This is a genomic window from Hymenobacter armeniacus (assembly GCF_014699055.1).
In the GTDB taxonomy this organism is placed as follows: Bacteria; Bacteroidota; Bacteroidia; order Cytophagales; family Hymenobacteraceae; genus Hymenobacter; species Hymenobacter armeniacus.
The window spans coordinates 296,760-318,253 of sequence record NZ_JACXAC010000003.1; the positions used below are offsets into that span (position 1 = coordinate 296,760).

The following is a 21,494-nucleotide window of genomic DNA, read 5'->3' on the forward strand; positions in this document are numbered from 1 at the left end:
GCCCGGCCGCGAAGCTAGCGCCGGCGTGGGCCCGCACCAGCAATGGCTTCGCGCCGGCCACGGCCGCCGGGCAGGAAGAGTGCCCGCAAACGATAAATAGCACCACGGCTAAAAATATTACAGTTGGTTATCTCTGCTTGGGGTTTGACCTTTGTCGAACTGCCGGGCCTGCTCCGACGTGGGCGCTAGCTGGGAGTTGCCCGCGCCGCAGGCTGCCGGCACCACACGCGGCGTATTCCACGTTCTGGCCATGAAAACAACCCCTTCTGCCGTTGCTGCCGAGTGGGCCGCCCGCGTGGAGCAAGAGCGCGCCGGCCGCGCGCAAGCCGAGGCCGCGCTGGCCGACGCGCAGGCCCGCGTGGCCGTCCTGGAGCAGCAGCTCGCCGCCTCGGCGGCGCGCGAGCCAACCGGGGCCACGCTGCCGCACCTGCCCCGCCACAACCCCAATCCGCTGATGCAGGTGACCGCCACCGGCGAGCTGGTGTATGCCAACCCCGCCGCGGCCCCCGTGCTGCAGGCCCTGGCCGCGGAGGCGCCGGCCACCTTGCCGCAGCGCCTGCTGGCGCTGGTGCAAGATGCCCTGCTGCCTGCCGAGCACCGCCAGCAAACGCTGGCCTTGGCCGGGCGCCACTTCCAGTTCACGGCCGTGGCCGTGCCGGAGCTGCCCTACGCCTCGCTTTACTTCACCGACGTGACCGAGCGCTACCTGGCCGAGCAGCAGCTCCTCGCGCAGCGGGCTTTCTACGAAGGCGTGCTGGAGCAGGTGCCTTCGGCCGTGGCCGTGTTCGACGCCGAGCACCGCTACCTGTTTGTGAACCCCGCCGTGGAGCCCGACCCCGCCACGCGCGCCTGGATGCTGGGCCGCACCAGCGCCGAGGCCTGCGCCCACCGGCAGCGGCCGGCGGCCGTCAGCCTGCGCCGCGACGCGGCCTTTGCCAATGCCCTGCGCACCCAGCAGGAGCAAGCCTGGGAGGAAACCCGTCCCGGCCCCGACGGGCCCGTGCACCTGCTGCTGCGCTACCGGCCGGTGCGCCTAGCCGACGGCTCGGTCCGGGTCATCAGCTCCGGCGTCGACATTACGGCGCGCTCGCAAGCCGAAGAAATGCTCTCGCGGCAGCAGGCCTTCTACGAGTCCATCCTGAACCTGCTGCCCGTCGACGTGGCCGTGTTCGACGCCGAGCACCGGTTCTTGTTCGTCAATCCGGCTTCGATTTCGGACCCCGCCGTGCGCCGGCAAGTCATCGGCCTGACCAACGACGAATACTTCGCCCTGCGCAAAACGCAGCAGCCCGAGGGCATCCGCCAGCAGCGGGAACAGTACTTCGACCTGGCCGTGCGCACCCGCACCGACGTGACCTGGGAAGAAATGCGCCTCGACAAAAAGCAGCGCCCGCAGCTCATGCTCCGCCACCTGCGGCCTGTGTTTGAGGCCGACGGCACCCTGCGCGTGGTGGTGGGGTCGGGCATCGACATTACGGCCCGCTACAACGCCGAGAAGCTGCAACAGGACGTGCAGGTGATGCTGCGGGCCCAGGAAACCTTCGTGCGTCAGATTATCGACGCCCTGCCCAACGTCATCTACATGAGCGACCCCGACGGCAGTGTGTCCTTCGGCAACGAGGCTTTCCGGACCCTGTCGGCCCAAACCAAACGCCAGCAAGCGCCGGGCGGCAGCCCCGCAATGGCCGAAGAAGCGCGCCAGCTGCAGGAACTCACCGCCCTGGTGCGCACCACCCGGCAGCCCCAGGCCCGGGAACTGCCCTGCACCCTCGACAACGGCGAAACGCGCTTTTTTCAGATGGAAAAGCGACCCCTGCAGCGCCCCGGCGGGCAGCTCGGGGTGCTCAGCATCGGCACCGACGTCACGGCCGTGAAACAGGCCCGCCAGGAGCTGGAGCGCCGCGAAAAGCAATACCACGACCTGGTGTACTACTCGCAGGCCCTCATCTGCACCCACGACCTGCACGGCAAGGTGCTGTCCGTAAATCCGGCCGTTGAGCGGCTGCTGGGCCGGCCCGCCGATGAGCTGGTGGGCCGCTACCTGTACGACGTCGTGCTCCCGGAAAGCCGCGCCGAACTGCAGGCTTACTTCGATGGCGACACGACCCTGCAAATCCAGGAGCGTACCCTGGGGGTGCTCACCCGGTCCGGCGAGCGCCGCCACGTGCACTGCTATTCCTACCCCGTGCTGGAAGCCGGCGAACCCCCCTACGTGGTGGCGTCGGGCTACGACGTGACCCCGGCCGTGCAGGCCGAGCAGGCCCTGCAGCAGGCCAAGCGCGAGGCCGAGGAAAATGCCCAGGCCAAAGAAGCCTTCCTGGCCCGCATGAGCCACGAAATCCGGACGCCCCTCAACGGGGTGCTGGGCATGGCCGCCCTGTTGCAGAAAACGTCGCTCACCGACCCGCAGCGCGAGTACCTCACCACCATGCAGCACGCCGGCCAGCACCTGCTGGCCCTGCTGAACGACGTGCTCGACATGGCCAAAATCACCACGCGCAACCTGGAGCTCAACCACGCTCCCTTCGACCTGGCCGTGGCCCTGCAGGGCGCCGGGCAAACCGTGGCCGCCCTGGTGGCCGAAAAAGGCCTGCTCCTCGAAATAGCGTTGCCGGTGCCCACGGCGCCCCGCTTGCTGGGCGATGCCTACCGCCTGCACCAAGTGCTGCTCAACCTGCTTTCGAACGCCATCAAGTTCACCGAGCGCGGCAGTGTGCGGCTGGGCGCGGAGGTGCTGCACGAAACCGGTCAGGAACTGCTGCTCAAGTTCTGGGTGCAGGACACGGGCATCGGCATCGCCCCCGAGCAGCAGGCCCACATCTTCGACGCGTTTGCCCAGGCCAGCGCCGAAACCAGCCTGCGCTTTGGCGGCACCGGGCTGGGCCTGGCCATCAGCCGGCAGCTGGTGGAGCAGATGGGCGGCAGCCTGCAGCTCTACAGCGAGCCCGGCCTGGGCACCACGTTTTCTTTCCAATTGGTGCTGCCCCGCGTGGCCGACGCCCCGGCCACGCAAACGCCCACGCCCGCCGAAGTGTCGTACGAGGGCCTGCGCGGCCTGCGCGTGCTGCTGGCCGAAGACAACCCCGTGAACCAACGCATTGCCGTGGCCGTGCTGGAGTATTGGGGCGTGCAGGTGCTAGCCGTCAGCAACGGCCTCGACGCGCTGGCCCAACTGCTGCAGCAGCCCTTCGATGCCGTGCTGCTCGACATCCGCATGCCGGGGCTGAGCGGGCTGCAGGTCACGACTGCTTTTCGTCGGCACCCCGACCCGGCCCGCGCCAACGTGCCCATCATCGCCCTCACCGCCAATGCCTTCGAAGCCGACCGCGCCGCCTACCTGGCCGCCGGCATGAACGCCTGCCTCACCAAGCCCTACGAGGAAGCCGCCCTCTGCCAGCTGCTGCTCGAATTGACGAAAGCACCCCCCGGGTTGACCGCGCCGGGCGCTCTGCCCGCTTGAAGCAAGCACCGCGAGAGCACCCACGACCACCGGCCTGCCGTCACCCGTCCAGCCCGTACTCCTGCAGCTTGCGGTAGAGCGTGGTGAGGCCGATGCCCAGGCGCTTGGCTACGTCGGGCTTGTTGCCGTCCAGCTCGCGCATCAGTTTCTCGATGTGGCGGGCTTCCAGCGCCCGCAGGCTGTCGTCGGCCGCGTCGGCGCCGGGGCGGGCGGCCCGGCCCAGGGCGTGAAACTCATCGGGCAGGAAATCGCCCGTCAAGGGTTCGCCGCTCGGGGCCAGGATGGCGGCGCGCTCCAGCACGTTTTTCAGCTCGCGCACATTGCCGGGCCAGGGGTAGCGCTGCAGCAGGGCCAGGCACTCGGGCTCCAGGCCGGGCAGGCGCTTGCTGAGGCGGGCGGCGAAGTAGTGCAGAAAGTGCTGGGCCAGCGGGGGCACGTCGGTGGGCCGGTCCTTGAGGGCCGGAATGCGGATGGTGAACACCGAGAGGCGGTAATAGAGGTCGGGGCGGAAGCGGCCTTCGTCGGCTTCGAGCTTGAGGTTGCGGTTGGTGGCGGCCACCAGGCGAATGTTGACCTTGGTGGGCTTGGTGTCGCCAAGCTTGGTGAAGGTCTGGCTTTCGAGCACGCGCAGGAACTTGGCCTGCACGTTGAGCTCCAATTCGCCGATTTCGTCCAGAAAGAGGGTGCCGCCGTTGGCTTCTTCCAGCAGGCCCTTCTTGTCGGTGAGCGCGCCGGTGAAGGCCCCTTTCTTGTAGCCAAACAGCTCCGATTCGAGCAAATCTTTGGGAAAGGCGCTGCAATTGACGGCCACGAAGGCCTTGCCCCGCCGCCCGCTGGCCTGGTGGATGGCCTGGGCAAAAAGCTCCTTGCCGCTGCCGGTGGGCCCTTCCAGCAGCACGGTGCTGTCGGTGGGCGCCACTTGCTGGGCCAGGCGCTGCACCCGCTTCAGCTCGGCCGACTCGCCTATCATGGACTCGAAGCGGTACTGCTCGCCCACGCGGCGCTCCAACTCGGCCACGCGCTGGCGGAGGCGGGCTTTTTCGGCGGCGCGCTCCACCACCACCACCAGCTGCTGCTCAAAATCGCCCTTGGTGAGGTAGTCGAAGGCGCCGAGCTTCATGGCCTTCACGCCGTCGGGGATAGTGCCGAAGGCGGTGAGCAGCACCACTTCGGCATCGGGGGCGGCGGCTTTGTAGCGGGGCAGCAGGTCCACGCCGTGGCCGTCGGGCAGCTTCACGTCGGAGAGCACCAGCAGCACGTCGGCGGCGTGTTGCTGAAGCAACTCCAGGCCGCGGCGGGCGTCGGGGGCTTGCAGCACGGTGTAGCCTTCCAGCTCCAGCACCTGGGCCAGCAGCTGGCGCAAGCGCGCTTCGTCGTCGATGATGAGCAGGGTACCGGTGGGCATTTTTGGGAGGATTGGCCGAATGGGGCCGCAATTACGTAGTTTTGGCTATGCTAAAGCGCCTCCACCTTAAGAATTTCACCGTTTTTGCCGATGCCAACTTTGAGTTTGGGCCGGGGCTGAATGTGTTGGTTGGAACCAATGGAACTGGAAAAAGCCATGTGCTAAAGTTGGGGTATTCTATAGAAATAGTGCGTGAGCGTAATAAAAATGAGCCACCTTCAGGAGGTTTTCCTTATGCTCTTGATTTTGCCCTGAGTGAACCGGATTGGCCTCGTCGCTTATCTTATTTTTTACCAGAAGTATTTCAAACAGCCAGCCGAAAGCAATTAGTGTCTACTCTTTCGTCGCTGCAAACTGCTAATATTGAAGCGGAATTCGGTGATGGGTTTTCTCAAAATGAGACTGTGCAATTTGAGATAAATGCTTATTTAGATAGCGTGAGCGTAATCAGTGGCGGGGAATTTATTAATGAAAAATTAGAAATAGTTGCTCCAGTTTTTATCCCTGCAAAAGAAATACTCACCCTGAGTTGGATGCTTCCAGCTTCAGAACAATTAGTCTTGCCAATAGAACAAAACTATTTGCATTTATTAAGGCAACTTCGTCTCTTGCCACTACGAAAAGTCAATTCTGCTCAAGCCATATCAGCTTTGACAAATGTTCTGGGTGGGGAAGTGAAGGAAGAGGAAGGAAAATATTATCTCATAGCTACCAACGGAAAACGAACAGCTATGAATATGGTGGCTGAAGGACTGCGCAAATTTGGCACGTTACAAAAATTGCTTGCTAATGGGAGTTTAACTAGCATAACCACCTTGTTTTGGGACGAGCCCGAAGCCAACTTAAATCCTGCATTGCTTCGAAAGCTAGCCGCTATTCTAGCTGAATTAGCTCGCCAAGGTTTCCAAATAATACTAGCTACCCACAGTACTGACTTACTAAAAGAGTTTCATATTCTGTCACGGCAGAAAGATGCTGCGCCACTGCCAATAAAATATTTTGGTTTAAATGCTGAGCCAGGCGAAGCTACGCGAATTGTGACGACTGATAATTTTGAGTTTTTGCCTGACGTGGTGGCTTTAGCAGAAGAATTGAAGCAGGCCGACGAGTTAGAAGAAATTTTTATCCGCGAAGACCAGGAGTATCATGCCAACAATCGAAGAAAAGAATAAGGCCGGTAAAGGCTTGGCCTTCGATTTTCCTTCTGATTGGTATGCGGTGAAGTATGACCAAGATGCTGAGCCGAGGTATAATGAGCCGGCTGGTTTCTATCGGAGCGTTATTCTGAGTGAAGGTGTGCAACAAGTGCGCGGTATGGACATCGTATGCCGACTGCCAGGGCAACCCGTCCGTTTGCAGCTTATCGAAGTAAAAGACGAACGTGAACGTGCTCCTGATGCCAACGTGGCCGTTCGCCACGAGGAATTGCGCCAGACAGTACTGCGTAAAACGATGGGCACATTGGCTGGCTTGCTGCTGGCTGAACGTTTAGGCGATGGTTCTTTGAAACCAATGGCTTGCCTTAGCCGCCAGCCGTTGATAGAAGTGGTGCTGTTTCTGGAGGAGCCGGAACTGCTTCCGCAGCGTAGCACACCGCTTCGTAAATCGACGGAGAAAGACCGAAAAAATATTCTAGACCAAAAGCTGACGGCGAAATTGCACCAGTGGGGAATTCCGTTCTTTCTATACGATTTGGATAAGCGTAAGCCAGTCCTTTGGCGAGTGCGCGACCTCGCCTAACTCCCCCGAATCTCATTCTTGATGTGCTCGACGAACTGGGCGAATTCGGGTTCGGCTTCCACGTTTTCGTGCCAGGCGAGGCCCATTTCGGCCAGGTTGTATTGGTGCTGGGGGCTGATGGTGGCGCCCGGCACGAGGGCCCCGGCCGCGTCGTGCTCGTAGCCGAGCAGCCAGAGGCGGTCGGCCAGGGCGGTGGTGGTCACGATGTCGTGCGAGACGATGATGACGGTGTTCAGCTCGTCCATGGTGGTGACTTCGACGATTATTCGTTTCACTTCGTCAATCATAGCCACGTCGAGGCCGGAGAAGGGCTCATCGAGCAGGATGAGGTGGTCGGAGCAGAGCAGCTGCTGGGCGATGGCCGCCCGCTGGCGCTGCCCGCCCGAGAGCAGGGCCGGGTACTTGCGCCGGTGCGGGGCCAGGCCGAAGCGTTCGAGGTAGGCCTCGACGTGCTGGCGGGCGTCGGCGGGGGCGTGCTTGCGCAGGGCGGCCACCAGCAGGTTGTCGTGCAGGGTGCGGTGGTCGAAGAGGGGGTAGCGCTGCTGCACGAAGCCCACCATGCCGGGCGTCACGGGCTGCTGGGCGAGACCCACTTCCACGGTGCCGGCGCTGGGCGCGATGAGGCCCGCCATGATGCGGCACAGCACCGACTTGCCGATGCCCGAGCGGCCGTAGAAGCCCACGACCTGGCCCTGGCGCATGTTGGGGCGGGTCACGTCGAGGATTTGGGCGTTGATGTCGCGCAACACGGGCTCGCCGTGGAACGACATGGAGATGTTTTCCAGGGTGAGGATGGGGTCTTTGTAGTTGTAGGGGAGGGCAGTCATGGTCGTTCTGGTGGGCGCCTCACCCCCCGGCCCCCTCTCCCAAAGGAGAGGGGGTGCCACGGCGGCGCGGGCAAGCTAATTCGGGTTGGAGGGATGACGAGAAGTCGGCAGGCACCCCCTCTCCTTTGGGAGAGGGGGCCGGGGGGTGAGGCGCCCGCTAGGCGGATGTTCCTAAAGAAGAATAAGGAAAAAACACTTTCCGCAGTAGCACAAACACGTAGTCTTGCGCCGCGCCGGTGGCCAGGATTACCAGCTGAATGGCCAGTACGCCATCCAAATGCAGGTAGCGGTTCTGCTTGTAGAGCAGCAGGCCGATGCCGCCCTCGGACTGGTAGAGCGTTTCCACCAGCGTAATCATGGTCCAGATGATGGCGAAGTTTTGGCGCACCACTTCGAGCATTTCATCCAGCTTGCCCAGCACCACCACCTCGTAGAAGCTGCGCCACTCGCCCATGCCCAGCGTGCGGGCATGGTCCATTTCCTCCTGCGTGGTGGTCAGAATCACGCTCGTCATGCCCGTGACCAGGTACACCGTGGCGCCGAAAATGAGCACCGAAAGTTTCACCTGGTGGCCGGAGCTCACCATCAGGGCCATGAAGAAGGTGAGGCCGGTGAGGGTGAGGTAGCGCATCTTGGAGGCCGCGTAGGCGATGGGCCGGAAGAAGGGCAGCGCCGTGAGGTAGGAGATGAGCAGCGCCAGCACCGTGGCCACGGCCAGCGCCTGTAGGGCCGTGCTCATGCTGGCCCACAGCTCTTGTATGAGGCCCTGCGTGGTGATGAGGTCGCCGAGCGCGCGGACAACTTCGCCCAGGCTGGGGAAGAGCTGCATAGGGTAAAACAGCCACAGCAGCAGCAGCAGGGCGGCCTGGCCGATGACCATCGTGGTAAACACGAGGCGGGCCGGCTGGGCGTTAGGGGCGAAAAGGGATTTCATGGGGAGTACCGCTGACTTTTAGTCGGCGCACGAGCGGAGCGAGTATCCGCGTCTGTGCCGTTGGTAATTGCGCAGTTGCCCGGCAGGCCCGGGGAACTCGCTTTGCTCGTGCGCCGACTGAAAGTCAGCGGTACGATTCTAGTTGCCCAGCACTACTTCCACGCGGCGGTTTTTGGCTTTGCCGTCGGGGGTGGCGTTGCTGGCTACCGGCTCGGTGGCGCCGTGGGCGTACACCTGCACGCGGCCGGCGGGGAAGGCGCTGCGGCTTTTGGCTTCGAGCCAGTGTTCCACGGCCATGGCGCGGTCTTCAGAGAGCTGCTGGTTTTTGGCGGGGTCGCCGGTGTTGTCGGTGTGGCCGTGCACGGCCACCTTCAGGCGGCCGGCCACCACCAGGTCGTTGAAGAGCTGGTTGAGGTCGCGCTCGGCGGCGGGGGTGAAGGTGCTTTGGCCCGATTTGAAGGCGATGTTCCAGGCACGCTTGCTCACGCTCTGGCGGATTTCGTCATCGGCGGCAAACTGCTGGTTTTCGGCCGGGGCCACAGTTTTGCCTTTGTATTGGGCCTGTAGCTTTTTGAGGGGCGTCAAGTCCAGCATCTGGTCGAGGGGCACGTAGCTGGGCAGCTCCTTGGGGTACAGCTTCTTCTGCACGTCGCCGAAGGTTTTGTACACGGCGGCGTACACGTTGGTGCCGCCTTCGTCGAGGCCAAACAAGCTCAGGTTGTCGCTGAAGTTGAAGGCTTTGCTGCCGCCCAGCTCCACCACGTCGCCGTTGCGGTCGGCTTCGCTTACGCCCTTGTAGTACTTCAGCCAGTAGGCGCCGGGCTTGTCCTGGTCGCCGTACACGGCGGCCGAAATGTCGGCGGCGCGGGTCAGGGCTTCGGGGTGGGCTTTCACCTGGTCGCCGGCCACGGCGAAGGCCGTCATCAGGCCCAGCACTTCCTTCGGGTGAGCATCGTACCAGCGCTTGGTAGTCACCATGATGTTGGGCATCTGGTTGGAGTAGTCCTTGGTGCTCACAATGTTCACGAGGCCGCCGCGCTGCTTGGCAATATTCACGTCGCCGGGCGTCCAGGTGGCCACGGCGTCGGCCACCACGTCCACTTTCACGCCGGTGTTTTTGCCGTTCACCACTTTGGTGCGGGCTTCGGGCTTGCCGAGGATGTACTTCTCGGCGGCCACCAGGAAGTCGCTGGCGGCCATGAAGTTCACGGCTTCGGGGTCGTAGGTGGTTTCGTCGGGGTTCACTTTCAGGCCGTTGTCGGCGCACCACTTCAGGGCGATGTTCTGGTCGCCGTCGCGCAGGTAGCAGGCAATGGTTTTGCCTAGCGCGGTTTTGGGGTTGTCGAGCCACTCTTTCGGGCCCATCAGCTTGTCTTCGCCGAAACTCTTACCCACCGAGTAGGGGATAATTTGCAACTGCGTGCCGGTCTTCTGCAGCTCGGCTTGCACGGCCGAGAAAGCCGGCAGGCCGTCGCCCATGATGCTCACAATCAGGCCGGGCGTGGCGGGGTTGCTTTGCAGGTCCACAGCGTTTTTCACCAGGTCGGCTTGCATCTTGCTCACGTCGTCCTGGCGCACAATCTGCAGGTCGAGGCCGTTGGCGGCCAGGGCCGAGCCCATGGTGGTGCGCGGGCCGCCGTTGGCCAGCATGCCGGCCATCTGGCTGTTCCAGGCCATCACCTCCCACACCACGGGCGTGCCCTTGTCGGCGGGGGCGGTGCCGGGCAGCGGGGCCAGCGGCACCACCACGGTGGCGCGGTTGCCGCCGGTGGCCGCCGGTAGCTCGATGGAGTTGAGAAGTACCGATTCGGTTTCGGCTTTCTTGAAGATGGCACCGCTGGCAATCAACTTGTTGATGCCGAAGTAAAGAGCCGCCACAATGAGCAGGCCGATTACGATTTTACCACGTGTTGTCATTTGAGTAAAGGCAAAGGAGGGGTGAGGCGCCTGTTGAGGCGCGTTGATTTTGGGGTTGTTGTGGGGGCAGGTGTCGACCTCACCCCCTGACTCCCTCTCCAAAAGAGAGGGGGCACCGGCTATGCGCTGGCGTTAAGCTCCCCCTCTTTTTGGGAGAGGGGGCCGGGGGGTGAGGTGCCGGGCGAGCGAGATGCCTCGGCTGTGCTCGGCATGACGTTCGACCGAAGCGGCATGAGGCACCACCGTCACCGGCGCCGGCTGGCCCAGCAGGCCCACCAGACCGCAGGCCAGCAAAAAGCTAATCAAGCAGGCTAGAATAGGCATCATCGGAGGCTTTTTTGGTGGCGGCGAAAGATTGTTGGGCTTGCGGTTTTTCGTTGAGCACGGCGTTGAAATCGCCGTTCTGGTACTTGCTGAGCAAGGCCTGGCCCTTCTCGCTCATCACGCCGTTCTGGATGTCCATCTCCTTCACGAACTCCTGCGAGTAGCGCATGGCCTGCTTGATTTGGCCGAGCTGCTGGGCCATGTCCTGGGCCACGCGGTCGGTGGCCAGGTCGAAGAAGTACTTCTTGTCGGGGTCGCCGCGCAGGATGTTCATGGCGGCGCGCATGCCGGAGCTGGTGCGCTTCACCAGCTCGTATTCGTCTTTCAAAAGGTTGACTTTGAACTTGCTGCCATCAATCTGGCGCAGGGCGGCTTTCAGAATCTGGCGCATCACCACGCTCACGTTGGCCGTGGTGGTGGCCATGGGCTGCAGGCGCTTGTTGTAGTCTTCCAGCTGGGCGGCGCGGCTGGCGTAGCTCTCGGCCATGTCCTTTTCGTTTTGGCGGGTGGCCGAGCTGGCCAGGGCCAGGTACTCCTTCATCTGGGCGGTGTTGGTGGCCAGCTTGCGCTTCACCAGCTCGTGGGCGCCTTCGATGTTGGTCACTTCGGCGTCCATCTTGCGGGCTTCCTGCTCGGTGTTTTTGATGTAGTCCTGCATGATGCCGATGGGGTCGGTGTTCACGAAAATCCCCGCCAGCGTGCGCAGCACGCGCTGCCCGGCGTACCAGATGCCGGCCTGAATGCGCTTGTTCGTGACCAGCAAAAACAGCACGAACAGCGCCCCCAGCCCGATGCCCAGCTTCACGCTGTTGAACACCATGTCGACCAGGAAGGGCAGAATCACGCCCCAGTAGTACACGGCCGCGCCGGCCAGGCCCAGCAGCACCACGCGGCCGGCCATTTTCTCCGGCTTCTGCCACTTGGGGAGGCCGGTATCGGTATCAGAAGTAGTTGTGAGCAACGTGTTCATGGGGTTAGGCGTTTGAAGAAGGGGTGGAAGGAGAGGGGTTGAGGAAGTTTTGGGCGGCCTGGCGGTGGGCCTGCAGCTCGGCCGCGGCCGCGGCGTTGGCCAGCTCGTAGGAGGCCAGCGCGGCCTGCGTTTTCTGCTTCTCGGCCTGCGCCTGCTGCTGGATTTCGCGCAGCTGCTGGCTTTTCTGCGTGAGCTGCTCCGTGAGGGAGGCCACCTCCGCTTGCAGCTGCGTTTCGCGCTGGTGCAGCAGGGCCAAGGGGCCGGGCGGGGCTTTGGTGTCCGGGCTTTCGCCCATCTTTTCGCGGTGGCGCTGCAGCACCCGGGCCCGGTCCTCGGCCAGCTTGTGGGCCAGCTGCTCGGCCGAGGCCAGCAGCGCCGCCTGGTTGGTGCCGGTGAGGGCGGCGAAGGCGTTGAAAGCCGTTTGGTAGAGCAGCGGGCCGGTGAGGCCGCTGCCGGCCATGCTGTTCACCATCTTGGTGTAGGCCCCGAAGTCCTTGCCGTCGCCGGCCAGCAGGCTGGCGATGTGGTCGAGGTGGCGCTGCTCGGCCTGGGTGACGGCGGGCGCCGGACCGGCGGCCGGCGGCCCAGCCTGGGCGGGTTGCGCCGCGGCAAGCGGGGCCGGAGCGGGGGCTTGGCGGGCCGCGCCATCGTCTTCGATGAAGAAATCCTTCGCGGCTTTGGTGAGGTTATCAAGAATGGCCATGGTGGCGTGCGTTTGGTGACTCGCACCTACTGCCAATACCAGTGCCGACTCGCCGGGCTTTTTTGAGAAAAGTAGTCTTATTGTTGATTGACAGAAAGTTAAATAAAAATGCCCTGCCGCGCACGAAGCGCAGCAGGGCTATATTTTTTCAAAATGGAAAGCCTATTTTTTCAATTCAACAATGCAAAAGGCGCCGCACAGCTTGGGGCGCCACTTGCCTAGATGCTCAGCCGGAACAAGTCGCCTTCGCCTTTCAGCGACGACTGCCGAATAATCAAATCGCCGGCAATGACGAAAGTGCGGGGCTGAAAATTCTCTTTCTGCTGCACCTGCTCCAGAAACAGGCGGGCCGCCTGCTGGCCGATGCGATAGGGGTGGAGGTCGACGGTGGTGAGGCCGGGCTCAATCATGGCGGCCATGAACTCGTCGCCATAGCCCACCACGGCCATTTGCTGGGGCACGCGCACGCCGCGCTTCTTCAAGGCCACCAGCAGGTCGAAGGCGTTGGTGTAGTTGATGGCGAAAATGGCGTCGGGCGGCTCGGGCAGGGCCAGCCAGGCGTCGAGGGTGGCCTCGGCTTCCTCGGTACGGAAGTCGATGTGCACCTCGTACTCCGGCCGCAGCGGCAGCTGGTAGCGCCGGAGGGCGTGCTGGTAGCCGGCCAGGCGGTTGCGGCTGATGAGCAGCGACTCGGGGCCGGCCAGGATGGCAATGCGCCGGGCGCCCTGCTGAATGAGGTGCTCGGTCACGTTGTAGGCGCCGTTCCAGTCGTCAAGGATGACCTTGGCGCTGTCCACTTCGTTGCTCACGCGGTCGAAGTGCACCACCGGAATGCCGCGGCAGGCGGCGGGCTTCACGTGGTCGAAGTTTTCGGTTTCGCGCGAGTGGCAGATGAGCAGGCCGTCGACCTGGCTGGCCACCAGCGCCTGCACGTTGCTGACTTCGGTGCGGTACGACTCCTTCGACTGGCAAATCATCACGCGGTAGCCGGCCTCGGTGGCCACCGCCTGAATGCCGCTCACGGCCGTGGCAAAAAAGGGCCGCTCCAGGTCCGGGATGAGCACGCCCAGGGTGTGGGTTTCGCGGCTTTTGAGGCTCTGGGCCAGCAGGTTGGGTTGGTAGTCGAGCTGCCGGGCCGCGTCAAGAATGGCTTGCCGCGTCACGGGGCTGATGTCGGTGTGCCCGTTCAGGGCCCGCGACACCGTGGACGAGGCCACGCCCACGGCCTTGGCCACGTCGCCGATGGTGGTTTGGGTGCGGCGGCGGTCCGGGCTGGGGCCGGTTTTCTCCTCCGTGAAATGGTAGTCGCAGGTTTTACAGAGGTAGCGCTGCTTTCCTCGCACAAATCCGGCCTTCAACACCGTATCAGAAAGCTTGCATTTGATGCAGGTAGCCATTGAGAATTGTATTTAGTGGAGAAAAACGGCTTTGGATGCGTGGGGGAGACGCGCCGCTGTGAGTACTCACTCAAATATAACGCACAAAAAAAATTTTCGGCGAAAGAAATGCAAAGTTATCTATCGGCATCGTTTCCGGAAACGATGCCGATAGTTTTGTTGCCAATGCACGAAAATTTGGCCGATTTTGGCAGAATCAATTTGAGGTTTCCCGTTCTACATTCGGGGGTAAGTCAGCCAAACGACCTATCTGCCGCATTTACGGTAATCGCGGAGGTAGATTAGTCTGGGTATAACACAAATTGTATTTTACCTAACAGTTGCCATGCTGCACACCATGCGCTGGTTCGGTCCGCACGACCCCGTTTCGCTCTTCGACATCCGGCAGGCCGGGTGCGCCGGCGTGGTGACGGCGCTGCACCAGCTGCCGGTGGGCGTCGTGTGGCCGGTGAGCGAAATCCGGGCGCGCCAGCAGCTCATCGAGGCCGACAACGCCACCCACGCGCCCCTGCACTGGGCGGTGGTGGAAAGCCTGCCGGTGCACGAAGACATCAAAAAGGGCCGCCCCTCGCGCGAGCTGTATATAGACCACTACAAGGCCTCGCTGCGCAACCTGGCCGCCTGCGGCATCCGCACGGTGTGCTACAACTTCATGCCGGTGCTGGACTGGTCGCGCACCAACCTCCGCTACGAAATGCCCGATGGCTCGCGGGCCCTGCGCTTTGTGTGGCAGGACTTCGCCCTGTTCGACCTCTGCATTCTGAAGCGGCCCGGCGCTGCGGCCGACTACGAGCCCGCCGTGGCCGAAGCCGCCCGCCAGCAATTCGCGGCCATGAGCGCCGACGAAGTGGCCGCCCTCACCAACACCGTGCTGCTGGGCCTGCCCGGCTCGGAGGAGGCGTTTGAGCTGGCCAGCTTCCAACGCCTGCTCGACGAGTACGCGGCCATCGATGCGGCTGCGCTGCGCGAAAACCTGCACTACTTCATTCAGCAGGTGGCGCCGGTGGCCCAGGAGCTGGGCATGGGCCTCTGCATTCACCCCGACGACCCGCCCTATCCGCTGCTGGGCCTGCCCCGCGTGGTGAGCACCGCCGCCGACCTTGCCCAGCTGTTTGGGGCCTGCGACGTGCCGGCCAACGGCCTCACGTTCTGCACGGGCTCCTTGGGCGTGCGGGCCGACAACGACCTGCCGGCCATTGCCCGGCGCTTTGCCGCGCGCATCCACTTCATCCACCTGCGGGCCACCAAGCGCGAAGAAAACCCGCGCAACTTCCACGAGGCCGACCACCTGACCGGCGACGTGGACATGTACGCCGTGGTGCGCGAGCTGGTGCTGGAAGAGCAGCGCCGCGCCGCCAGCGGCGAAGGCGCCGGCGCCATTCCCATGCGCCCCGACCACGGCCACCAGATGCTCGACGACCTCAAGAAGAAAACTTACCCCGGCTACTCGGCCATTGGCCGCCTGCGGGGGCTGGCCGAGCTGCGCGGCCTGGAATACGGCATCCGACGCGGCCTGGCGGCCGAGTCGCCGCCCCGGGCGCGGCACGCCGAAGCCCCGCAACTCGCCTAAGTCCTCACCCTCCCTCCCCCAATCCCACCCATGTTGCTCCGGTCGCTTTTGTTGTTGCTAGCCGTGGTTGCCGCCGCGCCCCGCTGCGTGGCCGACGACGGCTACCGGCTGTGGCTGAAGTACGACCGGGTGGCCGATGCCTCGCGGCTGGCGCAGTACCGCGCCGCGGCCCAGTTTGTGGCCGCCAGCGGGGGAGACGCGGTGCTGACAACCGCCGCGGCCGAGCTGCAGCGCGGCCTGCAAGGCTTGCTGGGCCAGGCCGTGCCGCGGCTGGCGGCGCCGGCCAGCACCAAGCGCGGCATCCTGCTTGCGATTGACCCATCTGCAAACGTTTCCGGTAGCTCGGCCAGCCGCGACGGCTACCAGATTTCGGCGCAGGGCAAGAACCTGGTAGTGAAGGGCAGGAGCGGAGCCGGTGTGCTCTACGGCGTGTTTGCCTTGCTGCGGCAGTTGCAGACGGGGCAGTCCGTGGCCAACCTGTCGCTGACCAGCAGCCCCCGCATTCAGTACCGCCTGCTCAACCATTGGGACAACCCCAACGGTACCGTGGAGCGGGGCTACGCGGGCAGCAGCATCTGGAAGTGGAACGAGCTGCCCCAGCGACTCGACCCGCGCTACACCGACTACGCCCGCGCCAACGCCTCCATCGGCATCAACGGCGTGGCCATCAACAACGTGAACGCCAGCGCGCGCTACCTCACGGCCGAGTACCTCGACAAGGTGAAGGCGCTGGCGGGCGTGATGCGGCCCTACGGCATCCGGGTGTACTTGTCGGTGTTTTGGGCCGCGCCCAAAGTCATTGGCGGCCTGAAAACGGCCGACCCGCTCGACCCCCAGGTGCAGCAGTGGTGGAAGGCCAAAACCGATGAGATTTACCGGGCCATTCCGGACTTTGGCGGCTTTCTGGTGAAAGCCAACTCGGAGGGGGAGCCCGGCCCGCAGGACTACGGCCGCAACCACGCCGACGGCGCCAACATGCTGGCCACGGCCTTGGGTACCCACGACGGCATTGTGATGTGGCGCGCTTTCGTGTACAAAGCCGGCAGCGACGACCGGTTCAAGCAGGCCTATGAGGAGTTTAAGCCGCTCGATGGGAAGTTCTCGCCCAAGGTGCTGGTGCAGGTAAAAAACGGACCCATCGACTTTCAGGCCCGCGAGCCCTTCCACCCGCTGTTTGGGGCCATGCCCCAAACGCCGCTGGTGCTGGAAGTGCAGATTACGCAGGAATACCTGGGCATGGCCACGCACCTGGTGTACCTGGCGCCCATGTTCAAGGAGTGCCTCGACGCCGACACCCAGACCAAGGGCCCCGGCTCGACGGTGGCCCGGGTGGTCGACGGCAGCCTCGACCAGCACCGCCTTAGCGGCATTGCCGGCGTGGCCAACATCGGCACCGACCGCAACTGGACCGGGCACCCCATGGGCCAGGCCAACTGGTACGCCTTCGGCCGCCTGGCTTGGGACTACACCTTGCCCTCGGCCGCCATTGCCAAAGAATGGACCCAGATGACCCTGACCCGCGAACCCAAGGCCGTGGCCACCATTGTGGAGCTGATGGACCGGTCGCGCGACGTGTACGTGCGCTACACCACGCCGCTTGGCCTGCACCACATCATGGGCCAGAACATTCACTACGGCCCCGAGCCCTGGCTGGCCCAGGCCGGCCGCCCCGACTGGACGGCCGTGTACTACCACAAGGCCGACTCGCTGGGCCTGGGCTTCAACCGCACGGCAACCGGCTCCAATGCCCTGGCCCTGTACTCGGCCGGCGTGCAGCAGCAGTGGGGCAACCCCACTACCTGCCCGCTCAACTACCTGCTCTGGTTTCACCACGTGGGCTGGAAGCAGCCGCTGCGCACCGGCCGCACGCTCTGGAACGAGCTGGTGACGCGCTACTACACCGGCGCCGACTCGGTGACCTGGATGCAGCAGCGCTGGGCCAGCGTGCAGCCCGCCGTGGACCCCGCTCTGCACGCCGACGTGGCCGCCCGCCTCGCCATTCAGCGGCGGGAGGCCCTGTGGTGGCGCGACGCCTGCGTGCTCTACTTCCAGACCTTCTCCAAACAGCCCATTCCGGCCCCCTTCGCGCCGCCCACCCGCACGCTGGCCGACGTCAAAACCCTGGTGAACCTCTACCAGCTCAAGTAATTCTTCCCCGCTAATTCCCTCGACATGAACAAGCTGTCGCACTCTCCCGCTCATTCCACTGCTTCCAACGGCGTCGTCACGGCCGCGCAGCAGCGCCACGCCGACGTGTTTTCGCTCGACGGCAAGCTGGCGCTGATTACCGGCGGCGGCACCGGCATCGGGCTCGAAATAGCCCGCTGCATGGCCGAAGCGGGCGCCACGGTGGTCATCACCGGCCGGCGCGAAGCGGTGCTGCAGGACGCCGTGGCCGACCTCGGCGACTCGGTGGAGTACCTCGTCAACGACATCACCGACCTGGGTTCCATCGACGGGATGGTGGCGCACGTGGAAGCCACCTACGGACCCCTCGACATTCTGGTGAACAACGCCGGCATCAACCTCAAAAAGCCGGCCCTGGAAGTCACGGACGAGGAATTCAGCCGCATTCTGCATACCAACCTGCACTCGGTGTTTGCCCTCACGCGGGCCTGCGCCGCCCGCATGGTGGCCCGCCGCAAGGGCGTCATCCTCATGATTTCGTCGATGGCGGCCTACTACGGCATCGACCGCGTGGTGGCCTACGCGGCCTCCAAGTCGGCGGTGGAGGGCATGGTGAAGGTGCTGGCCTCGGAGTTTTCGGGCCGCAACGTGCGCGTGAACGCCATTGCGCCGGGCTTCATCGAAACCGAGATGAGCCGCACGGCCATGAACTCCGACCCCGACCGCCGCGACCGCGCCATGCGCCGCACGCCCATGGGCAGCTTCGGCAAGCCTGAGGACATCGGGCACGCGGCCGTGTTCCTGGCTTCCGATGCCGCCCGCTACATCACCGGCGCCTCGCTGCCCGTCGACGGCGGCAACTCCATCGGCTTTTAGGCGGCGCCAGGGCCCGCCTCCCGCTTTTCATTTAACCCAACTACTTACCCACCAAAAACCCACTCAAATCCATGCAACTACTTTTATCAAACGATGCGCCGCGCCCAGTCCGGCGTTGGGCGCAGCTCTTCGGAGCCGCGGCGCTGCTGCTGGGCGGCATGATGCCGGCCGAGGCCTGGGCCCAGGCCGGCCGTACGGTGACGGGCACGGTCACGTCGGACAACGGCGAGCCGCTGCCGGGCGTGACGGTTATCGTGAAGGGTACCACCGTGGGCGCCACCACCAACGCGGCCGGCGAATACACGCTGACCGTGCCCGAAGGGGGCAACACGCTGGTGATTAGCTCCATCGGCTACGAGAAGAAGGAGGTGCCGGTGGGTGCTTCCGGGGCCGTGAATGCCCGCCTGGCCACCGAAGCCCAGGCCCTGAACGAGGTGCAGGTGGTGGGCTACGGCGTGCAGAAGAAAAGCCAGGTGACGGGCGCCATCTCGTCGGTTGACGAGCAGGCCCTGCGCGACGTGCCTGTGGCCAACGTGGGCCAGGCCCTGCAGGGCCGCGCGGCCGGCGTCAACATTTCGAGCAACGGCACGGCGCCGGGCCAGGCGCCCACCATCCGCATCCGGGGCAACCGCTCGCTCTCGGGCAGCAACGACCCGCTGCTGGTGGTGGACGGCGTGCCGTACGACGGCAGCCTCAACGACCTGAACCCCGACGACCTGACCGGCGTGGAAGTGCTGAAAGACGCCTCCTCGACGGCCATTTACGGCGCCCGCGGCGCCAACGGCGTGATTCTGATTACGACCAAGCGCGGCAAGAGCGGCGCGGCCCGGGCCACCTACAGCGGCTACTACGGCCAGAAGCGGATTTACGACCGGTTCGACCTGCAAAACGGCGAGCAGTACTACAACTACCGCCTGGAGGCGTTCCGGGCGCAAAACCCCAACTTCAACCCGGCCACCGCAACCACGTTCCTGACCAATGACGAGCGGGCCAACTACGCCGCCGGCAAAACCACCGACTACCAGAACCTGCTGTTCCAGAACGGCCACATCCAGAACCACACGCTGGGCCTGACCGGGGGCACCGACCAAACGCAGTACTCGGCCTCGCTGGGCTACTACGACGAAACGGGCATTGTGCCGGTGCAGCGCTTCCGGCGCTACTCGGTGCGCGGCACGCTCGACCAGAAAATTGGGGGCCGCGTGAAAGTGGGGGCGAACAGCCTGAACACCTTCACCGACGAAAACGACCCGAACGTGAACGTGCTGTACCAGATTCTGACGACCAGCCCCCTGGCCTCGACCAACGGCCCCGACGGCCAGCTGGTGCTGTACCCCAACGGCGACCAGCTCTCGAACCCACTGACGCTGTACGCGCCGAACGCACACCTGGACCGCCGCCGCCGCCTGCGCAGCTTCAACAGCCTCTACGGTCAGATTAACATCCTGAAAGGCCTGGACTACCGCCTCAACGTGGGCCTCGACGGCCGCACGCAGGCCGACGACAGCTTCTACGCCTCGGTGACGCCGCAGAACAACGCCGGCCTCAACTCGGCCAGCAGCGGCTCGAGCATTGCCTACAACCTGCTGGCGGAAAACATCCTGACTTACAACCGCACGTTTGCCGATAAGCACGACCTGAACGTGACGGCCCTCTACAGCCGCCAGACCTTCCACAACGACGGCTTCAGCGGTTCGGTGCAGGGCACGCTGGCCGACTACCAGCTAAATAGCAACCTCGGGGCCGGTACCCCCAACAGCGTGAACAACGTGAACCGGCAGCCCATCGACTGGGCCCTGGAGTCGTACATGGGCCGCATCAACTACTCGTTCGATAACCGCTACTCGGTGACGCTGACCGCGCGCAACGACGGGTCGTCGCGCCTGGCCCCCGGCAACAAGTACAAGTGGTTCCCCTCGGCCGCCGTGGCCTGGAACATCGCCAACGAGTCGTTCCTTAAAGGGCAGGACTGGCTGAGCGTGCTGAAGCTGCGCGCCAGCCTGGGCCGCGTGGGCAGCACTGCCATCAACCCCTACCAAACGCAGGGCTCGCTGGGCGCCGGCCTGGGCAACGGCTATTACAACTGGGGCGCCGTGGGTGCCGTGGGCGTGGTGCCCAACAACATTCCGAACCCCGCCCTGGGCTGGGAATACACCACCACCACCAACGTGGGCCTGGACTTCGGCTTCTTTAACAACCGCCTGACGGGTAGCGTGGAAGTGTACCAGCAGCGCACCAGCGACCTGCTGCTGCCCGACGCCCTGCCCACGGCCAGCGGCTACGGCTCGTTCATCCGCAACGCCGGCCAGACCCAGAACCGCGGCATCGAGATTTCGCTGACCACGGCCAACGTGCGCTCGGCCAGCGCCAACGGCTTTGAGTGGAGCACCGACTGGAACTTCACCGTGAACCGCGAGAAGCTGCTCGACCTGAACCTGTACGACGCCAACGGCAACCCCCGCGATGACATTGGCAACCAGCGCTTCATCGGCCAGCCGCTGTACGTGTTCTACGACTTCAAGAAAACAGGCATCTGGCAAACTTCTGAGGCCGACGAGGCGCGCAAGTACGGCACCAAGCCGGGCCAGATTAAGGTGGAAGACGTGAACAAAGACGGCAAGATTGACGCCGCCGACCGCCAGGTGATTGGCTCGCGCCAGCCCCGGTTTGAAGCCGGCCTCACCAACCGCTTCCGCTTCAAGGGCTTTGACCTGAACATTGTGGCCCTGACCCGCGTGGGCGCCACGGTGGTCGACCCGTATTCCTTTGGCCCCAGCTACTACGCCACCAACACCGGCCGCCGCAACCAGCTGAATTTCGACTACTGGACGCCCACCAACCCCACCAACGAATACCCCCAGCCCGACCAGACGGCCCGCGCCAACGAGTGGCCCACCTACGGCTCGACCCTGGGCTACCACAGCGGCACGTTCATCAAAATCCGCAGCATCGACCTGGGCTACACCATTCCGGCCGCCTGGGCCAAGTCGGCCTTCCTGAGCTCGGCCCGCATTTACCTGCAGGTGCAGAACCCCTACATCTGGGCGGCCGACAAGTTCTACCAGCGCAACAAGGCCATCGACCCCGATGCGCTCTCGTACTCGACGCGCTTCAGCAACACGGGCACGGCTTCGGCCAACCTCGATTTCCAGGGCGGCAGCAACTACCCCGTTACGCGCGCCTTCATCGCGGGTGTTAACCTGGGCTTCTAGGAGCAAACTCCTCATCGGTTGACCGGGCGGCA

14 protein-coding genes are annotated in these 21,494 nt (G+C 64.0%); 7 read left to right on the forward strand and 7 right to left on the reverse strand.

The window, feature by feature from the left end; translation table 11 throughout:
* Positions 1-250: 250 nt before the first annotated feature.
* Positions 251-3,460: a PAS domain-containing hybrid sensor histidine kinase/response regulator gene (locus tag IC234_RS09645; RefSeq protein WP_190923904.1), complete on the forward strand. Its 3,210-nt coding sequence runs from the start codon at positions 251-253 to the stop codon at positions 3,458-3,460.
* Between the two features lie 40 nt (positions 3,461-3,500).
* On the opposite strand, the gene IC234_RS09650 is transcribed toward IC234_RS09645, so the two are convergent.
* The gene (locus tag IC234_RS09650; protein WP_190923906.1) at positions 3,501-4,865 is read right to left on the reverse strand and encodes a sigma-54-dependent transcriptional regulator; all 1,365 of its coding nucleotides are present in this window, start codon (positions 4,863-4,865) and stop codon (positions 3,501-3,503) included.
* A gap of 47 nt (positions 4,866-4,912) precedes the next feature.
* On the opposite strand from IC234_RS09650, the gene IC234_RS09655 reads away from it, so the two are divergent.
* The gene (locus IC234_RS09655; RefSeq protein ID WP_190923908.1) at positions 4,913-6,037 is read left to right on the forward strand and encodes an AAA family ATPase; all 1,125 of its coding nucleotides are present in this window, start codon (positions 4,913-4,915) and stop codon (positions 6,035-6,037) included.
* The gene (locus IC234_RS09660) at positions 6,012-6,605 is read left to right on the forward strand and encodes a hypothetical protein (protein ID WP_190923910.1); all 594 of its coding nucleotides are present in this window, start codon (positions 6,012-6,014) and stop codon (positions 6,603-6,605) included. The genes IC234_RS09655 and IC234_RS09660 overlap by 26 nt, the downstream gene beginning before the upstream one ends.
* On the opposite strand, the gene IC234_RS09665 is transcribed toward IC234_RS09660, so the two are convergent.
* The 6 genes from IC234_RS09665 to IC234_RS09690 all read right to left on the reverse strand — a co-directional run bounded on the left by IC234_RS09665 (position 6,602) and on the right by IC234_RS09690 (position 13,677).
* Entirely contained in the window at positions 6,602-7,432 is an 831-nt protein-coding gene (locus IC234_RS09665; protein ID WP_190923912.1) for an ATP-binding cassette domain-containing protein, read from the reverse strand. The two genes, IC234_RS09660 and IC234_RS09665, sit on opposite strands and share 4 nt — an antisense overlap.
* 157 nt (positions 7,433-7,589) lie before the next feature.
* On the reverse strand, positions 7,590-8,366 hold the full coding sequence (locus IC234_RS09670; RefSeq protein WP_190923915.1) for an ABC transporter permease: 777 nt from the start codon (positions 8,364-8,366) through the stop codon (positions 7,590-7,592).
* Positions 8,367-8,504: 138 nt separating this feature from the next.
* Positions 8,505-10,283 carry an OmpA family protein gene (locus IC234_RS09675; protein ID WP_190923918.1) on the reverse strand — a complete coding sequence of 593 codons (1,779 nt, stop codon included), beginning with the start codon at positions 10,281-10,283 and terminating at the stop codon, positions 8,505-8,507.
* A gap of 298 nt (positions 10,284-10,581) precedes the next feature.
* Positions 10,582-11,577, reverse strand: a complete 996-nt coding sequence (locus tag IC234_RS09680; RefSeq protein ID WP_190923920.1) for a PspA/IM30 family protein — start codon at positions 11,575-11,577, stop codon at positions 10,582-10,584.
* Positions 11,578-11,581: 4 nt separating this feature from the next.
* Entirely contained in the window at positions 11,582-12,280 is a 699-nt protein-coding gene (locus tag IC234_RS09685) for a hypothetical protein (RefSeq protein WP_190923922.1), read from the reverse strand.
* 218 nt (positions 12,281-12,498) lie between these two features.
* Positions 12,499-13,677 carry a LacI family DNA-binding transcriptional regulator gene (locus tag IC234_RS09690; protein WP_190923924.1) on the reverse strand — a complete coding sequence of 393 codons (1,179 nt, stop codon included), beginning with the start codon at positions 13,675-13,677 and terminating at the stop codon, positions 12,499-12,501.
* A 325-nt stretch (positions 13,678-14,002) separates the two neighbouring features.
* Here IC234_RS09690 and uxuA point away from each other — a divergent pair, with 325 nt between their 5' ends.
* The 4 genes from uxuA to IC234_RS09710 all read left to right on the forward strand — a co-directional run bounded on the left by uxuA (position 14,003) and on the right by IC234_RS09710 (position 21,462).
* Entirely contained in the window at positions 14,003-15,247 is a 1,245-nt protein-coding gene (gene uxuA, locus IC234_RS09695; RefSeq protein ID WP_223827586.1) for a mannonate dehydratase, read from the forward strand.
* Positions 15,248-15,277: 30 nt separating this feature from the next.
* Entirely contained in the window at positions 15,278-17,395 is a 2,118-nt protein-coding gene (locus IC234_RS09700) for an alpha-glucuronidase family glycosyl hydrolase (protein ID WP_190923926.1), read from the forward strand.
* Between the two features lie 24 nt (positions 17,396-17,419).
* A complete protein-coding gene (locus IC234_RS09705) occupies positions 17,420-18,250 on the forward strand; it encodes an SDR family NAD(P)-dependent oxidoreductase (protein WP_190923928.1) in 831 nt (276 codons plus the stop codon).
* Between the two features lie 71 nt (positions 18,251-18,321).
* Positions 18,322-21,462 carry a SusC/RagA family TonB-linked outer membrane protein gene (locus tag IC234_RS09710; protein WP_190923931.1) on the forward strand — a complete coding sequence of 1,047 codons (3,141 nt, stop codon included), beginning with the start codon at positions 18,322-18,324 and terminating at the stop codon, positions 21,460-21,462.
* Positions 21,463-21,494 lie beyond the last annotated feature (32 nt).

Bases quoted from the DNA above. Each gene is read 5' to 3' on its own strand.
- IC234_RS09645 (WP_190923904.1), top strand. From the start codon at position 251: ATGAAAACAACCCCTTCTGCCGTTGCTGCCGAGTGGGCCGCCCGCGTG.
- IC234_RS09650 (WP_190923906.1), bottom strand. From the start codon at position 4,865: ATGCCCACCGGTACCCTGCTCATCATCGACGACGAAGCGCGCTTGCGC.
- IC234_RS09655 (WP_190923908.1), top strand. From the start codon at position 4,913: ATGCTAAAGCGCCTCCACCTTAAGAATTTCACCGTTTTTGCCGATGCC.
- IC234_RS09660 (WP_190923910.1), top strand. From the start codon at position 6,012: ATGCCAACAATCGAAGAAAAGAATAAGGCCGGTAAAGGCTTGGCCTTC.
- IC234_RS09665 (WP_190923912.1), bottom strand. From the start codon at position 7,432: ATGACTGCCCTCCCCTACAACTACAAAGACCCCATCCTCACCCTGGAA.
- IC234_RS09670 (WP_190923915.1), bottom strand. From the start codon at position 8,366: ATGAAATCCCTTTTCGCCCCTAACGCCCAGCCGGCCCGCCTCGTGTTT.
- IC234_RS09675 (WP_190923918.1), bottom strand. From the start codon at position 10,283: ATGACAACACGTGGTAAAATCGTAATCGGCCTGCTCATTGTGGCGGCT.
- IC234_RS09680 (WP_190923920.1), bottom strand. From the start codon at position 11,577: ATGAACACGTTGCTCACAACTACTTCTGATACCGATACCGGCCTCCCC.
- IC234_RS09685 (WP_190923922.1), bottom strand. From the start codon at position 12,280: ATGGCCATTCTTGATAACCTCACCAAAGCCGCGAAGGATTTCTTCATC.
- IC234_RS09690 (WP_190923924.1), bottom strand. From the start codon at position 13,677: ATGGCTACCTGCATCAAATGCAAGCTTTCTGATACGGTGTTGAAGGCC.
- uxuA (WP_223827586.1), top strand. From the start codon at position 14,003: ATGCTGCACACCATGCGCTGGTTCGGTCCGCACGACCCCGTTTCGCTC.
- IC234_RS09700 (WP_190923926.1), top strand. From the start codon at position 15,278: ATGTTGCTCCGGTCGCTTTTGTTGTTGCTAGCCGTGGTTGCCGCCGCG.
- IC234_RS09705 (WP_190923928.1), top strand. From the start codon at position 17,420: ATGAACAAGCTGTCGCACTCTCCCGCTCATTCCACTGCTTCCAACGGC.
- IC234_RS09710 (WP_190923931.1), top strand. From the start codon at position 18,322: ATGCAACTACTTTTATCAAACGATGCGCCGCGCCCAGTCCGGCGTTGG.